This is a genomic window from Bacteroides sp. AF32-8BH, from assembly GCF_003435205.1.
Lineage (GTDB): Bacteria > Bacteroidota > Bacteroidia > Bacteroidales > Bacteroidaceae > Bacteroides > Bacteroides ovatus.
Window position 1 is genome coordinate 72907 of sequence record NZ_QVLZ01000023.1, and the last position, 17789, is coordinate 90695.

Below are 17789 nucleotides of genomic sequence, written 5' to 3' on the forward strand. Positions count from 1 at the left end.
GAAAAAGGCTATAAGTGGGGAATAATCATTATTTTTGTTTCGTTTTATACATTCAGATTAATGAATTCTTTCCTATGTACACAATACTAATTATAGAAGATGAACCCCGGGTTGCAAGTTTGCTGATGAACGGACTGGAGGAAAATGGCTATCAGACAATGGTGGCTTATGACGGACTAATGGGGTTACGGCTTTTCCAGACGCACACATTCGATCTGGTTATATCTGACATCGTTTTGCCTAAGATGGACGGATTTGAACTAGCGAAAGAAATTCGCAAAACCAATCCCCATATCCCTATATTGATGTTGACGGCATTAGGATCGACGAACGATAAACTGGACGGTTTCGATGCCGGTGCAGACGATTACATGGTGAAACCTTTTGATTTCAGAGAGTTAAATGCCAGAATCAAAGTGCTGTTGAAACGTGTGGCGGGTAATGCACAGGAATTGCCGCAGGAACTTGTCTATGCAGATTTGCGTATTGACCTTCAACGTAAAGACGTAGAACGAAACAGCATATCCATTAAACTTTCTCCTAAAGAATACAACTTACTGTTATATATGGTAGAAAATGCCGAAAGAGTATTGAGCAGGGTTGAAATAGCAGAAAAAGTATGGAACACCCATTTTGATACAGGAACGAATTTCATAGATGTATATATCAACTATCTCCGCAAAAAGATAGACAGGGACTTTGAACCGAAACTTATTCATACCAAAGCCGGAATGGGTTTCATACTGACTGATAAATTATGAAGATCAGGACAACGTTGACTCTACAATATGCAGGGCTTACAGCTGCGGTATTCTTTGTTTTTGTGATGGCTGTCTACTATGTCAGTGAACATTCGCGTAGTAATGCTTTCTTTCGTAATCTTCAAAGTGAAGCTATAACCAAAGCACATTTATTCCTTAAGGATCAAGTAGATGCCAAAACCATGCAGTCTATTTACCTGAATAATCAGAAGTTTATTAATGAAGTAGAGGTTGCCGTCTATACAACAGATTTTAAAATATTATATCATGATGCTCTGCAAAACGATATTGTCAAAGAAACTCCGGAAATGATAAAGCGTATTTTGCAGCGGAAGAACATCAATTTCTATGTGGACGAATATCAGGCCATAGGACTGGTATATCCGTTTGAAGGCAAAGACTATGTGGTTACCGCCGCAGCCTACGACGGTTATGGATACGCCAACCGGGATGCGCTAAGAAACATGCTCATTCTCCTATTTATCGGTGGATTGAGCGTATTGGTAGTTGTGGGATATATCCTTTCACGAAGCACTTTAAAACCGATACGTAACATCGTGAAAGAAGCGGAGAAAATCACGGCATCGCATATTGATAAAAGATTGCCCGTAAAGAATGAACAGGATGAACTGGGAGAATTGAGTACGACATTTAATGCTTTACTGGAACGCCTGGAAAAGTCTTTCAATTCACAGAAGATGTTTGTCAGTAATGTATCTCATGAATTGCGTACCCCCATGGCAGCCCTTACAGCTGAACTGGATTTAGCTTTATTGAAAGAACGGAGTTCCGAGCAATATCAGATAGCTATCGGCAATGCATTGCAGGATTCTCACAGAATTGTAAACCTGATCGACGGATTATTGAATTTGGCAAAAGCGGACTATCAGTCGGAACAGATAACGATGGAAGAAGTCCGTTTGGACGAACTGTTGCTGGACGCCAGAGAGTTGGTATTAAAAGCCCATCCAGATTATCACATCGAATTAGTATTTGAGCAGGAAGCCGAAGAAGATAATGTGTTGACGGTAATCGGGAATAGCTATTTGCTGACTACCGCTTTTGTGAATTTAATAGAGAATAACTGCAAATATTCTTCCAACCGAACTTCGTCAGTCTTGATAGCCTATTGGGAGCAATGGGCAATCATCCGCCTGTCAGATACCGGTGTAGGCATGTCTGATACGGATAAAGAAAACCTGTTTACACTGTTTTATCGCGGAGAAAACAAGAATATTGCTCCCGGAAATGGTATAGGTATGGCCTTGACACAAAAGATCATCCACCTTCACAAAGGCGAACTTACCGTATCTTCCCATAAGGATGAGGGCACTACCTTTGTGGTGAAGCTCCCGCATATCTAAGAAATTCTAATCGTTTTCTAATACCACTCTAATCATTCTCTAACAGCTTCCCGGTGAAGTCCTCCTTACTTTTGCATCGAATTAATAAATGCAGTTAGTAACTAAAAAAAATTAGAGATTATGGTATGGAAGAAAAAACTGCGTTCACCACAGTACACATTCAATTCAGAGAAAGTATTTTTGGTTGCCACACAACCCGGTAAGTCAATCTATTCATACTTGCAGACAACCAAGCTTGGATTAACACAGGGAGAAGTGCAGGAGCGACAATCCATTTATGGAAGAAACGAAGTGGTACATGAACAGAAAAAGAATCCGTTTATCCTGTTTATCAAAACGTTTATCAATCCTTTCATTGGCGTTCTGACCGGGCTCGCCATAATATCCTTATTTTTGGATGTATTGATGGCTGATCCTGGAGAGCAGGAATGGACGGGAGTCATTATCATCTCATCCATGGTGCTGTTCAGTGCTATCCTGCGTTTTTGGCAGGAATGGCGAGCAAGTGAGGCTACGGATTCTTTAATGAAAATGGTAAAAAACACATGTCTTGCCAAACGTGCCGGTGAACAGGAAGAAGAGATCGAGATTACGGAACTCGTCCCGGGGGATATCGTGTATTTGGCAGCTGGGGACATGGTTCCCGCTGATATTCGGATCATCGATTCTAAAGACTTGTTTATCAGCCAGGCTTCATTAACAGGAGAGTCCGAACCGATAGAAAAGTTTCCGGAAGTACGGGGACAGCAGTTCCGAAAAGGAAGTGTCATTGAATTGGACAATATTTGCTATATGGGTTCCAATGTGATAAGTGGTGCGGCAAAAGGAATCGTTTTTGAAACGGGGAACAAAACCTATCTGGGTACTATTGCAAAAAGCCTGGTCGGACATCGTGCCACTACAGCTTTTGACAAAGGCATTAGCAAGGTTAGTTTTTTATTGATTCGCTTCATGCTGGTTATGGTTCCATTTGTATTTTTCGTGAATGGCTTTACGAAAGGGGATTGGTTTGAAGCTTTCATTTTCGCCATATCCGTTGCGGTTGGTCTTACCCCGGAAATGTTACCGATGATTGTGACTGCCAACCTTTCCAAAGGAGCGATAGCCATGTCCAAAAAGAAAACAATCGTAAAAAATCTCAATGCCATTCAGAATTTTGGAGCGATGGACATACTCTGCACTGACAAAACCGGTACATTGACCTGCGATAAAATCGTATTGGAGAAATATATCAATGCAGATGGCAGTGACGACAACAGTAAACGTATTCTTCGTCATGCGTACTTTAACAGTTATTTCCAAACCGGTTTAAGGAACCTGATGGATAAAGCGATTCTTTCCCATGTAAGAGATTTGAGCCTGGAACATCTGAAGGATGACTATACCAAAGTGGATGAAATACCTTTCGACTTTACGCGCAGAAGAATGTCTGTTGTAATAGAAGACAGGCAGGGAAAGCGGCAAATCATCACCAAAGGAGCGGTAGAAGAGGTTCTCGATGTCTGTTCCTATGCCGAGTTCAACGGGCAGATTCATCCCTTGACTGATGCCTTGAAAATCAAAGCACAGATGATTAGTGAAGATATGAATCAGCAGGGGATGAGGGTATTGGCAGTCTCCCAAAAAAGTTTTATCGAGAAAGATTGTAATTTCGCCATCGAAGATGAAAAAGAAATGGTACTGATTGGGTATCTTGCTTTTCTTGATCCTCCGAAACCTTCTGCTGCCGAAGCCATCGAACAGTTATATGCGCATGGAGTAGCAGTGAAAATTCTATCGGGAGATAATGATGTCGTAGTGAAAGCGATTGCCCGACAGGTAGGAATTGATACCAGTCATTTTCTTACCGGGATAGAAATAGAGAATATGGACGAAACAGCATTGAAAGAAGCGGTAAAGGATACCACTTTATTCTCAAAACTGACTCCATTACAAAAGACGCAAATCATCTCTCTGTTGCAGGAGCAAGGCAATACGGTAGGGTTCTTGGGAGATGGAATCAATGATGCAGGTGCATTACGTCAGTCGGACATTGGTATATCAGTCGATTCTGCTGTGGATATAGCCAAAGAAAGCGCAGATATTATCTTGTTGGAAAAAGATTTGATGGTATTGGAAGACGGAGTGCTCGAAGGAAGAAAGACATTCGGCAATATCAATAAGTACATAAAGATGACTGCCAGTTCCAATTTTGGGAATATGTTCAGTGTGATGTTTGCCAGTGCATTCCTGCCGTTTCTGCCCATGATGCCGATACATCTATTGATCCAGAACCTGTTGTATGACATATCGCAGACCACCATTCCTTTTGACCGTATGGACCCGGAGTTCCTGAAGAAACCCCGTAAATGGGATGCGTCCGATCTAAGTCGTTTTATGATTTATGTAGGTCCCATCAGTTCTATCTTTGATATTATCACGTATCTGGTCATGTGGTACGTATTTAGCTGCAACAGCCCCGAACACCAGACACTGTTTCAAACCGGATGGTTTGTGGAAGGTTTGTTATCACAGACATTGATTGTCCACATGATACGTACCCGCAAGATACCGTTCATACAAAGCCGTGCCACATGGCCTGTGATGGGACTGACCTTCTTAATCATGGCAATAGGTATTCTTATTCCTTTCACCGCTTTCGGGCGTTCCATCGGATTGACAGCTCTTCCTTTGAGCTATTTCCCCTGGCTGGTTGGAATTTTGCTCTCTTATTGCATTTTGACGCAGATCGTGAAGAACTGGTATATCAAGAAGTTTGTGCGCTGGTTATAGCTTTGTCTGTTTATCTCGCAAATTAAATGTATATATTGTAAAAGATTTAAAATTGAGACGAATTGTCTGTCAAGAGTTTTTGCCCCTAAAATTAATTTCATATATTTAGGAGCAAGAACTCTTATTTATTTAGATTTGTAAACTTTCTAATATTCAGGCACGATGAAACACTATTATTCCTTTCTGATAATAACCTCTTTGTTATTAGCCGGATGCGGGCAAAAAGACCGGACAAAATCTCAATTCGAATCATCTGTACAGACAGAAGAAAGTTATTCGTTAGCGAAAGAATATATTAAAGAAGCTGTTATCACAGGAAAAGTGTTGAACCGGGATTTTTATCCTCAAGAAAAGGAATTAACTCTCATCATTCCATTTTTTTGGAAAATGGAAAATCAATATCGCACCCCCATACAAGAAGATGGCTCATTTTCATTCCGCTTTCCGGTTTATGCAAAATTAAGAGAAGTTTCCATTCGCAATTATGCGGAACATTTGTATATCCACCCGGGAGATAGCATACACGTGGAAATAGACTTCAAAGATCTTTTTCATCCCAAAGTAACAGGTGATGCAGAAAAGTTGAATCAAGAAATACTGGCATTTACAGAAAGCGCCTACTATTACATACAGAATTATAGTATAAACCCGAATTTGAATATTAAGGATTTTGAGGCTGAATTAAAGAAGGAATATGACTTTCGTTTGGAGCGGAGAAACGAGTATCTGACAAAGTATAAGCCAATGGACGATGTTACGTTATTTACTGAAGAGTTACTGAAACAGGACTATTATTACGCTTTGTTATTCTATGGTAACCAATGCCAGTTTAAAACAAGAAAAGAAATGGATCGGTATCATAAACTTCTGCCTGCAATCAATAAACTTTATAATAAAGGGATTCTTTCGGCACGTTTATATGATATTGCTGATGAGGTAGAACGCTATATAGCTTATGGGATAACATACAAAGATAAAAAAAATCCATCTGTAGAAGAGATAATGTCGGCAGTAGGAGAGAATGAACTGAACCAGTATATATATACAAAAATGGCAGTTGGCTCTTTGAATGCAAATGATACACTTGCTTTAACAACGAGGCATACACAGTTTGATTCGATTGTAAAAATGCCGCATTTGCGTGCACAAGTGATGCAGATATATAATCAGACTAAATCTTACCTGGAAAATCCGCAACCAGTTTCCAACAATTTATTATATGGTGAGTTTCACGAAAACTCAAAGCTAAAAACATCTATGCCTTACATGGAACCCGTCTATAATATACTTGAGAAGCATCACGGGAAAGTGATCTATTTCGATTTTTGGGCTAGGTGGTGTCCACCATGCCTGGCAGAAATGGAACCTTTGAAACAATTGCGGAGTAAGTATTCCACCAAAGACCTGGTCATATATTCCATATGTGTAAGTGAACCCAAGGAAGAATGGGAAGAGTGCCTGAATGAGTATTCATTGAAAAACCGGGGAATTGAATGTATTTATGCATCTGATTATTTTGGAAAAGAGAACTTACAGAAAATTCGCAAACAATGGAAAATAGATAGAATGCCCTATTATCTGTTGATTAATAGAAAAGGGCAAATTGTAGATTTCGGAACTACAGCACGTCCCAGCAATCCGCAATTTGTATCTCGAATTGAGGAAGCTGTAAAGGACAGCAAGTAACAAAAGATAGGTTGTTCTACACGGTAAGTAGAACCATGATAAACAGTTAACATGACTTATCTCCTTTTTGCTGTGTCGAAACTTGAAAAGGACGATAATCTTTCGGTAACCATTGTGGATCACGATGATAGATATATTCTAATAAAGAATCTACTATGTAGGCTTTGCCTTGGGTATGCAAAGTATCATAAAAAGCATTTATATAGCCGTCTATAGCACCTAATTCTTTTAGTTTATTATATACATCTGCACTATAGCGTCCTAACCGTTCAGCTGTATTCTCTATACAATAGATAATAAACTCTAATTGTTTTTCTTTGAGGGTCATATTATTTTCTCCTTTCTTATCTTAATCCATTAGCGAAAAAGATTAGTATTAGCAAAGATAGAAAAGTTCCTTCTTTCTTGCAATTAATTAGTATAGTATATCACGTTTCCTTATGGAATATTAAATCAAAATCAATATACTTTTATTATAGCTTTTTCTTCTTTCACCAATTTCCTCCATCTTTGAAATGCCCTCATCAGCGTTTCTTCCTGTACCAGTCCTACCATTTCGTAGTGCTCTACGAATTGTTCTATTGACTTTTTAAACATCACTCCTTTATTAAACTTATTATCCAATAGAAAAGAGTATAATTCCGCTTTCATCTCCGTTTCTATTTCCTTTTCTATAATCAATGCACTATCGTTTCCGATATAGTTATAGACTTCCGGATTCTTCCCATTACGCGGTTTGGGCAGTACAAAGCAAATATTTCCAATTTCTTTCCATGAAGTATTTTGCGGATGAGGGACAGATAGTTGATGAAGGAAGTGATAAACTGGAGTAATGTGGGAGAGATGGATAGGGATAAGTCGTTTGGCAGAAGAAGGAGAGGAGGAATGAGACTGGTTCTCTGGATCGGGTTCTAAACTTTGTCGATATCGGACATACATATATCCAGCCAAATATGGCTTGATATTAATTGTAACTGTAACCATGGGATTTTTTTTTAAGTTTGTAATAAAAAAGTATGTATATACAACCCCTTGGACTGTGAATTCCGTTTGGTTTATTGAGAATATTCCCATGGTTATCGGGACGGAATTCTTCTTTTTTTATAATAAATTGATATACAGTGTATTATAGATACTGTTTTTTGGTTTAAAACCAAGGAGCCGTTCCTTTTAAAGGAACGACCTGTTTCTCACCGAGGAACGCCTTGTTCCTTTTAAAGAAACGGATGGTTCCTTAAAATCCGGGAACAAAACTAGCTGTAATATTCTGATCTTTCAAAACGCATAGTTGAAATACCACAAGTAATATGTAAATATAAATAACCACCCTTACACATCGTTTGTTTTGCGCGTGTATAAACGTTTAGTATGTCACAAAAGATAATTGAATAAGTTGGATAATAATTTAACAATGTTTATCCGATAAGGCCTTTTTATAGTTATCTAACCCTCATTTTAGTGATTTATAGAACTATTTTGGACGAAATTTCGGAATCCATGTGCAATTTCAGAACGTTTTACTTTAATATATATTTATTTTGTAATTTCGCATTCGATAATTATTTATTAACGCAAGCAAAAGCAAAATATTCAATATACGCATCTGATGAAAATACAATATATAGCAATTCTACTTTTGATATGTTGGGGAAGCATTTTAAAATGTTCGGCCCAAAAGGTAGCAGTAAAAACAAACCTGTTCTACGGTGCATATTCAGGTACTCCTAACTTGGGAGTAGAGTGGGGACTTTCTCCACGCACTACAATAGAACTTGGCGCTGGACTTAACTGGTTTACACCCAATAAAGCATCTTCAAATAAAAAACTGGTGCACTGGCTCGGTACAATGGAATATCGTTATTGGACATGTGAAAGATTTAGCGGACATTTTTGGGGAATACATATAATAGGAACACAATATAACATAGCAGGTCATCACTTGCCACTTTTATTCGGGGACAATTCCAGCCATTACCGATATGAAGGATGGGGAGCAGGAGGAGGCATCTCGTATGGTTATCACTTCCTTCTTAGTAATCGTTGGAGCCTTGAAGCAAATATAGGTGCAGGATATGTGCGGCTACATTATGACAAGTTCCGGTGTAAGACTTGTGGTGAAAAGGTCGGAACAGAAAACCGCAATTATTTTGGACCAACTAAAGCTGCAATCTCACTTATATTTCTTATAAAATAATACAACCATGACAAAATTAAGATCATTCCTATACCTGTTAATCATATTCCTAACCATTTCTTCTTTATCATACGGAGAAGAAAATCCCAAGAAATGGTATACAGGAATTATACAGCCAACAGCTCTTGAACTACAGCAAGCGGGAGATTCATTACATATTCAAATACTTTACAACTTTGATAATATACAAGTCAGCTCCAATCATTCTATAGAACTGATACCAGTATTGATTGCTGCAAACCATCAGATGGAATTGCCGGAAATATCCATTAAAGGTCGTAAGAACTATCAGAATCTGAAACGTAAACTTGCTTTGATGAATACGCAGGAACGTGCTTTTTACCAGTCAGAAGCTCCATACTCCATATTAAAAGGGTATGGAATGACTGGAAAAGAACAGATTCGGTACTCGTTGACAATTCCATTCGAGCCATGGATGAAGGATGCATATCTGAATGTAAAGAAAGAAGTGATGGGCTGTTGCAGGCCAGGCAGGTTACTATCAGCTATTCCTCTTTTTAGTACTGTTACTTTGGAGAAACTTCCCGTCCCTTATCAAATCACTCCACATATTAGTTACGTACAGCCAAAAGTTGAACCAGTCAAAAGTCGTGAGATGTCATGTGAAGCATTTCTGGACTTTGTCGTATCAAAAACCGACATTAAACCGGACTATATGAATAATCCGACTGAACTAAAAAAGATATCCTCCATGCTTGCCGAAGTGAAAAATGATACAGCCATTACCATTCGTGGAATATCAGTCATTGGTTATGCTTCACCGGAGGGTTCTGTCCTTTTTAACAAACAGCTTTCCGAAGGACGTGCAAAGGCACTTGTTAATTACCTTCTCCCTCGTTTCCCTTTCTCCGAGGAATTATATAAGGTGGAATATGGTGGCGAAAACTGGGAAGGACTACGTAAAATGGTTGCAGGGTCTGACATGGCAGAAAAGGATGGAATTCTTCATATTATAGATCACATACCAGTTGAAATAAACTACCGAACGAATACCAGTCGCAAGAAATCGTTGATGTTATATAAACATGGCAATCCTTATCGGTTTATGTTACGTGAGTATTACCCACATCTGCGTAAAGCAATCTGTAAAATAGAGTACGATGTTCAGAATTTTAATATAGAACAAGCAAAAGTGCTGATTCATAGTCGGCCACAAAATTTGAGCCTGAATGAAATTTATTTGGTTGCTCTAACTTACAAAAATGGTTCACCGGAGTTTATTGAATTATTTGAAACAGCCATTAGTGTCTTTCCTGATGATAAGATTGCCAATCTGAATGCCGCTTCGGCTGCACTTTCACGTAAAGACACTCTTTTGGCCGAAAAATATTTAAAGAGGGCGGAGACTTCCACACCGGAATATGAAAATGCCGTGGGAGTATTACATCTGCTAAGAGGTGACTATGAACAAGCAAAGTTACATCTAAATAAGGCTGCTGAATCCGGATTGAAACAAGCATCTCTCAATCTGGAAGAATTAGCCAAAAAAGAAGAGAATATCGAATTGATGAGCAAACTAGATCATTGATTTTTTTATATATTATAATTATCTTTTTATTTACAACATTTAAACATTTAACAATGATGAAAACAAGAAGTTTTCTATTATCTACATTGGCAGTTTTTATATTTGCCGGCTGTAGTAGTGAAGATGCCCGGGAAGGGAATATTCCGGGTGGTGAACTGGATGGCAAAGCGTATCTGTCGCTTTCGCTGCAAAGTCACACAGCTACTTCAAGAGCAGTGAATGTAGAAGAAAAACCGGGAAGTTCTGGGGAAAGTAAAGCAGAGGCCGTCAAAGTTTTATTATTTGACGAGGATGATGTGTGCCTTGATGTGGCTGATTTTGATGGTTTGACCGTTGGGAATAGCGGAGGAGAATCCGGTGGAACAGGGACCCCGGAAGCTGTAGCTAGCGATGCAAAATTAGTACCAGAGAAAACAAAAAAAGTATTTGTGGTTATCAATCCTTACACCGACGGGAGCAAAGGGTGGAATTTAACTGCGGATGCTGTAAAAGGTAAACCTTGGTCTGCAATTAACACTGCTATTGAAGCAGTTATTGCCAACATCGCTACCAATGATAATTTCATGATGGCGAGTGCAGGCGAAGGAGCTGGCATAGAAGGAGCATTGATGGGAGTAACGGTGCATAAGCCGGATGGATATACCCAAGACAAAATAGATGCGGCAAAAAAAGAAGCAAAAGACCATCCTGCAGAAATCTCTGTGGATCGATTGAGTGCAAAAGTAGAACTTGCGGTTAAAAATCCTTTTTCTACAAAACCTGACGGTGCCAAATTTACTTTTGGCGGTTGGGAATTAAGCGTTACCAATAAAAGTGTGAAACTGTATAGCGAACTTATCACTTACGATAATGCCACGCCTGGAGCGGTTTATCGTCGGGATAAGAACTATTTAAAGAGCGAACAACCTGATATTAGTGATAATAGTACTATGGAAACTAATATGGATGCAGCTTTCAATTATCTAAAAAATATAGATAGCGAAAGTGAGGAGATGCCTGCTGTTGCACAGAGTAAGGGAACAAGTCTGTATTGTCTTGAAAATACAATGGAAGCTAAGGCACAGCAATTAGGATTCACTACCAAGGTGGTAGTAAAGGCACAGTACACTCCTAATAGTTTGACTGAAAATAGTAGCTATTTTTCTTGGAAAGGAAACTATTATACATTAGAACAGCTTAAAACTGAATATAAAAACACTCCTAGTGGCGGACTAAAAACAGACTTACCTATATTCTTAAAGAAAGCAAAGCTCGTGGCTGGAGATGCCGATCAAAGCACTATAGACAATTTTATTACAAACCTTCAAGCGAACGGACTTACTGCGAAAACCGGTATCATCGGACGTTTTTGTGCCGTGCGTTACTATCATGAATCTGTTTGCTATTACGATGTCCTGATCCGTCACGATCAGAATGTAACCGAAAAGATGGCTTTAGGCCGATACGGAGTAGTGCGCAATAACTGGTATCACCTTGACCTTCAGAGTGTGAGCGGTCCCGGAACACCGTGGATTCCCGATCCGTCTGATCCTGAAAATCCTACACCTCCGAGAACTGATGATGACGAATCAGATGCTTACCTTTCTGTAAAAATCACTATCAATCCATGGACTTACTGGACACAAGGTGTTGATTTGCATTGATAAATGAGAATTAAAAGACACATAAAGAAATACAAAATAATCCTTGCCGCTTTGATGGTGGCAGGGATTACCGGTTGCGATGTCCTTCATAACGACCTCGATCAATGTGACCTCTTTCTAAAATTCCGATATGACTATAATATGGCAAATGAAGATTGGTTCGCCGAACAGGTGGAAGAAGTAAAGGTTTTCGTGTTCGATACGCAAGGAAAATATATACAGACACTTACTGATAATGGCCATTCGCTAAAAAGTCCGGACTATCGTATGCTGATACCCTATCGTTTGAAAGGCTGTACAGCTGTTGTATGGGCTGGAAAAACGGATAAATTCTATCAGCTTCCGACAATGGATACAGGTGATCCAATAAATAAATTAACGCTGAAATATGAGCCGGAAAACAACACAAGTAACAACCATCTTGATGCATTATGGCATAGCGGTCCTCTATTAATGTTTTCTTCGGAAAATATCAGTAATACGGAAAACGTCAGCTTGGTGCGCAATACTAATGATATAACGATAGGCATTATGCGAGGAAATAATCCGGTGGATGCTTCAAAATATGACATACAACTAATAACTGCAAACAATTTTTATGACTATAAAAATAATGTAGGTGAGAACAGCAAGAATATAATTTACCATCCTTGTTCAGTTGAAGAGGAAGACAGTAAGACCGCCCTACAAACCCGCCTTCATACTCTTAGGTTTATTAAGGATGCTGACACGACTTTTTCTATCACCGAAAAAGCGTCAGGAAAAACAATAGATATCGGAGGAAAAACAACTATAAACCTTATTGACTACCTGTTGATGAGCAAACCGGAAATGATGGGCGATCAAGAATACCTCGACCGCAGATACGAATGGGATATCAACATTCGAATCGGAGATAAGGAAGAGAATGGCTACATTGCATTGAGTATAACCATCAATAATTGGACCTACTGGTTCCAACCAACAGATATGTAAATCGTTTTTTGAAACGGAATTATGGCACGATTAAGGATGAATATAACTATCAACATAAAATTTTCGGCAAATGTCCTGCTTTTGACAATGTTTGCCCTGTTTACTTACTCTTGTACAAAAGAGAACGAAGTAACAGGCGCACGTATTTACGAAGGAGAAAAGATACCGATGAGTATTAAAATGGGGACGCGCAATGCTACCACCAACGAAGATGAAGCCATAAATTCCGTACGTGCAATTGTATTTAATGACAAGAACGAGCTGGTATACAACAGCGTTTCTGATGTTTCCATAATCGATGGCACATACACCGCTTCTATAAGAGCGGCACGGGGATATAACAACATTTATATCATCTGCAATGAAACATCGGAGCTTGCCAAAAAGCTCGCTGCTATTACACTGGAAAATGAAATAGAAAAAGTAACATTCTCTGCCGTAGGTATCGTTGCTCCTCCACCCATGTATGGAAATGTGATACATGCCTATGTGGAATCCCGCAGCGACGGAACAAATGCTAAAGTTACAATCAATAATATTACAATGACGGAACTGCCGGTTAAGGTAAACCGTATGGTATCCCGCATCAGCTTTATGGCAATTAAAAATATCGCTAGTGAGAATGAGGATTTTAAAGTAACCAAACTGAATGTTAAAGTATGTCGTATGCCGGTCGCCACTCCTATAGGAGAAGGGCAGGCATATACGGAAGATATTTGGTCGGATGACCTTACTATCCCGGGAACAGGCGAACTCGATAAAAATGGTACATATACAATAGATGGAAATAATTACACCATACAAGACGGAGTGGATTGTATAACAACTCCCGCTACCTATATTCCCGAACATATATTGTCCGACCCTCAAAATGCATCACACGCAACCTATCTTAAAATCGACGCGCAATGCGTGCTTAAAAACGGAGGTACGCAAGTATTGAACTGTATCTATCTACTGAATATCGGTCAGAATCCCCCTGGGAACCATAATCTGACACGAAACCACCATTATCAGATATACGCCACCATTACCGGTATGGGTGCTATGGGGTTATATGCGGAAATAGTGGCAATGGAGGAACATGATATTACCATCAACTGGAAACCTATCGACGGGCTGGTCATTGTGAGTGATAAAGCGGCAGATTATGACGCGGTTGCCGATACATCCAGAAATGTAAATATATGGAATGATTTTAGTGTTTATTCGGGTATACTGAAAGCATATCATTCGGAGACGGGATATAAGGATGTCTTGTTCAAATACGGCAGTCTGATAGCTATCAGTTCTCCGGATGCAGGTACGGGGTTCAGCCCACCTGCCAATACCGATATGTTAAACGATGTACTTTGGTATCCGGGCTCATACGCTCCCTCAAGTATCACGAAATGGGCGGATATCCCTTATTTGGACACGGATAAAATACCTGCAAATAATACCGCCGCCCAAATAGCAGTTGGGAAGGGAGATCCTTGCAAACTTGCCGGACTGTCCGAATCCCAAATCAAGACTTTGGGGATTGTAGATAATAAGCAATGGCACATGGCTACCCCGACTGAAAATCAAATATTGAAGTCGGCAGCAGATAATGAAAATAATTCACATGGTTACCCTTCATTCCATTGGCTGTTTTCTCCACATAACAGGTATAGGGATACGGATGGTATATCGCGAGGAGACTGTTCTAATGGATGGTATTGGGATAGCAATGCCACTGTATTCTACTTTTCCGGAGGAGATCCGCAAAGTTCAGAACTTAGAGAAAATATGAACAGGCAAAATGCGTATATGATCCGTTGCGTGCGCAATGTGATACCTAAAAGCCAACTGGAGATAGGTGTTATCAGTAGTCCAACTTATCAAGGAACCGAAACAGGCGAAAATTCCAGTTTCGGTATTATATCAAATATTCCTTACTGGACAGCAACACTTGTCACAGATGGAATATATGTAGGAACAGCTACAGAATTTAACGATTTCTCATTTGCGTCCGGAAAAACTACACATACAACTCATGGTAGTAACAGTCAAAACATTCCTATATACGTCAAACGTAAAGAAAGCACTTCATCTCGTTCATTCAGAGTGAAAGTGGAGGGCATTGGGTTGGACGGAAAGACAGAGACTAAAATGCTCACAGTTTCGCAAAGCGGATATATTCTACGTGCAAAGACGGGATTAAGTAGCATAGGTAATATACCGCAAGGGGGACACTCTTATACTACGGCTATTGACATTACTCCTACGGACGTAACCTTGCCTGCCGGAAAGTTGTATTTGCAAATTGCTTATGGAAATATACTAAGATGTACAAGTACTGAAATAGATATCGAACCGAATAAATATAGCTATAATGTTGATATAACCATTCCGGAAAACAATAGTCCAAGTAGTATTGAACTTGTAGGAAACATATATTTAAGATATGAAAGCGGATTAACGATTTCGCTCGGCAGTCCCAAAATTGAACAAGATGGGACAGTATTATTCAATAATGAGAATTGAAGTGAAAGTATGATGACAAATATATAATATGACAATGAAAATAAAATATAATATGAGTTTCCGAACAGTTTGCGCTACCTTGTTTTCATTGATAATCGTAGGCTGTACAAAAGATAAACTGGATGAGTTCAGTTCAGGGAATGTTATCGACAAAGTGGTGATGGTCAGCCTAAATGTCAGTCTTCCCCCTGCCGTAAAGCCAATATCCGCAGGTGAGTATGCAGCGACCAAGTCATTTTTTAGAAACCAAACCAATACCGGTTCTCCGTTTACGGTGATTTTAGAAGAAGAGCAAGAGGAATATGCAACGAATTCCACTACCCGGGTGTCCGATGGTACAACCTCATTACATAATCTTTGGCTTTTCCAGTTTCATGAGAATGGTTCTATTAACGGGAAACCTCACAAACTAAGTGATGTAGAGACAGCTATTAATGACATGGCGACTATAGATGTTCCCTTGGTAGTGGCAGATAATCAGACATTATATCTGCTTGTATTGGGCCCTAAACTGGACTATGATATGAGTGAGGTGGAAACGCTTGACGATCTTAAAAAATGGAATTTTAAATATTTAACTAATATTGAAGGACATACCCAATCACTTATCACCGCTGATGACGAGGTACCATTTGCCGGAGAAGTTTCGGGAGTCACTGTCGTAAACGTTGATGATGGTAAGCGTGGTTTAGTGGAATATAACAAACCTGTCGGTTTTGTTGGAGGCATCGAAATCAGAAGGTTAATGGCACGCATTACATTACACTATAAATTTGAAGTGGAAAATTATCAATTACAAGGACTGAAATTATTAAATGTCAATAGTACGATTCGACTTGCCAACCTTCCAAAAAATACCACCGAGGACACTTATGCTACACTTGAAACGATTGATTTTGAAGGACCCGATTCCAATAATTTCTATTCAGCAACTTGGTACGTCGCACAGAATTGCCAAGGGACGATAGAAAGTATTCTTAGTGAAAATCAACGTTATTATAAAATAGTTGATAAAAAAACTTCAGGTGATGCTCCGCCATTGGGTACGCAGATTGAGGCATGGGCATACCCGATAATTGCGTCAGCGACTGGCGAATATGCAATTTACCAAATGTATGTTGGCAATAACAATACCAATAACTTCGACGTGGAGCCTAACCATTTTTATAATCTACGTACTACCATAAATGCAGACATAAACTCGGCAAAAAATGATGAACGAATTAGAACTTACACCGCCAGTCAGTATTTGGAGTTTCATGCCACTCAGAATACAAACACTGGTGGAGGAGCAAAATTTGATTATACTAAATACAACAAAGCAGGTGCAAACTATGACTTTGATGCAGCCTACGACGTACGTCCCATGGTCATACAGACTCAAGGACGGAAAGTAGAAGTTGAGATATATACGGATAATCTCTGTACCCAAAAAGTCTCTTCAGATAAGAGTTGGCTTCATCTGTCTTCTTCATCTAACTATACTGATGCGTTCAACAATACTGATGAGCCACTGGCTACATTTATTAAGGCGAATACTATACTTCCTACACAAGTAAAGTTTTACCTTTACAATGATGAATACATTTATGATGAAAACGGCAAATTAGTCAATCCTGGTGAAAACGATAAGGATGGAAAGCGTTCCCTATATATTAAGGTAACTACCACAACTGAAGGTGAGGGAGGAGAAGCGGTACAAGCTTATCATATATTCAGGATGGATCAGCGCCCTGCTGTATATGCCGGACGTTTCGGAGGAGAGAAAGATGCAGAGGGGAACTATACGATGGGGCTAGTGCACGACAGGTTATCTGCGCGCAGTGCACGCTATTTAGAAGACATAACTATGGGGGTAATACAATATGGTTATGATAATGTTGAAACAGCTGCCTACTCATACGGAACCGATAATATGGATTACGGAAAAGGGGCAACAAGAAATCTAGCTGAAAATATTAAGAATCTTACCTGGAATAACGCAAAAATAGCTACTCCGCAGAGAGATGCATCTGGATATATATTGCTCTATCAATATCAATATCCGGCCGCTTCCTTTTCAGCGAGAATTTGTTATGACAAAAATAGGGATAAAAATGGAAACGGGCAAATAGATGAAGAGGAGATGGAATGGTATTTCCCGGCCTCCAATCAAATGATCGGTATGTATCTAGGTAGCATTTTAAATAATGATAACTTTCCTGGTGCTGCAACAACAGAAGACGGAAATAATCAGGTTAAAAGATGGTTTTATGGGGTAAATTCTTATACGAAAGCGAACACAACTTCTTCAAGATGTGTCAGGGATATAGATATCTCATTTGATATTAATTAATG

12 protein-coding genes are annotated in these 17789 nt (G+C 39.3%); 10 read left to right on the plus strand and 2 right to left on the minus strand.

What is annotated here, in order from left to right:
* Positions 1-74 precede the first annotated feature (74 nt).
* The 4 genes from DWZ47_RS16940 (at position 75) to DWZ47_RS16955 (ending at position 6583) form a co-directional block, all read left to right on the plus strand.
* Positions 75-761, plus strand: a complete 687-nt coding sequence (locus DWZ47_RS16940) for a response regulator transcription factor (RefSeq protein WP_004296049.1) — start codon at positions 75-77, stop codon at positions 759-761.
* Positions 758-2125: an ATP-binding protein gene (locus tag DWZ47_RS16945; protein WP_087322273.1), complete on the plus strand. Its 1368-nt coding sequence runs from the start codon at positions 758-760 to the stop codon at positions 2123-2125. Before DWZ47_RS16940 ends, DWZ47_RS16945 begins: the two co-directional genes overlap by 4 nt.
* Positions 2126-2245: 120 nt before the next feature.
* A complete protein-coding gene (mgtA, locus tag DWZ47_RS16950) occupies positions 2246-4897 on the plus strand; it encodes a magnesium-translocating P-type ATPase (RefSeq protein WP_117513894.1) in 2652 nt (883 codons plus the stop codon).
* Positions 4898-5059: 162 nt separating this feature from the next.
* On the plus strand, positions 5060-6583 hold the full coding sequence (locus DWZ47_RS16955; protein WP_117513896.1) for a TlpA family protein disulfide reductase: 1524 nt from the start codon (positions 5060-5062) through the stop codon (positions 6581-6583).
* Between the two features lie 46 nt (positions 6584-6629).
* On the opposite strand, the gene DWZ47_RS16960 is transcribed toward DWZ47_RS16955, so the two are convergent.
* Both DWZ47_RS16960 and DWZ47_RS16965 read right to left on the minus strand, forming a co-directional pair.
* Positions 6630-6911 carry a DUF3791 domain-containing protein gene (locus DWZ47_RS16960; protein ID WP_008775716.1) on the minus strand — a complete coding sequence of 94 codons (282 nt, stop codon included), beginning with the start codon at positions 6909-6911 and terminating at the stop codon, positions 6630-6632.
* A gap of 131 nt (positions 6912-7042) precedes the next feature.
* Positions 7043-7567 carry a hypothetical protein gene (locus DWZ47_RS16965; RefSeq protein ID WP_117513935.1) on the minus strand — a complete coding sequence of 175 codons (525 nt, stop codon included), beginning with the start codon at positions 7565-7567 and terminating at the stop codon, positions 7043-7045.
* Positions 7568-8189: 622 nt separating this feature from the next.
* Here DWZ47_RS16965 and DWZ47_RS16970 point away from each other — a divergent pair.
* Genes DWZ47_RS16970 through DWZ47_RS16995 form a run of 6 tightly spaced genes read left to right on the plus strand, consistent with a single transcriptional unit; the run spans position 8190 to position 17787 of the window.
* Positions 8190-8777, plus strand: a complete 588-nt coding sequence (locus DWZ47_RS16970) for a DUF3575 domain-containing protein (RefSeq protein ID WP_004314797.1) — start codon at positions 8190-8192, stop codon at positions 8775-8777.
* 7 nt (positions 8778-8784) lie between these two features.
* On the plus strand, positions 8785-10326 hold the full coding sequence (locus tag DWZ47_RS16975; protein WP_117513898.1) for a DUF3868 domain-containing protein: 1542 nt from the start codon (positions 8785-8787) through the stop codon (positions 10324-10326).
* Between the two features lie 56 nt (positions 10327-10382).
* Positions 10383-11969 (plus strand): Mfa1 family fimbria major subunit, encoded by a 1587-nt coding sequence (locus DWZ47_RS16980; protein WP_117513937.1) that lies wholly within the window; start codon positions 10383-10385, stop codon positions 11967-11969.
* A gap of 3 nt (positions 11970-11972) precedes the next feature.
* A complete protein-coding gene (locus DWZ47_RS16985; protein ID WP_117513900.1) occupies positions 11973-12944 on the plus strand; it encodes a FimB/Mfa2 family fimbrial subunit in 972 nt (323 codons plus the stop codon).
* A 21-nt stretch (positions 12945-12965) separates the two neighbouring features.
* Complete coding sequence (locus tag DWZ47_RS16990; RefSeq protein WP_117513902.1) at positions 12966-15452, plus strand: fimbrial protein; 2487 nt, start codon at positions 12966-12968, stop codon at positions 15450-15452.
* Positions 15453-15480: 28 nt separating this feature from the next.
* Positions 15481-17787 carry a DUF4906 domain-containing protein gene (locus DWZ47_RS16995; RefSeq protein WP_117513904.1) on the plus strand — a complete coding sequence of 769 codons (2307 nt, stop codon included), beginning with the start codon at positions 15481-15483 and terminating at the stop codon, positions 17785-17787.
* The last annotated feature ends 2 nt before the right edge of the window (positions 17788-17789 follow it).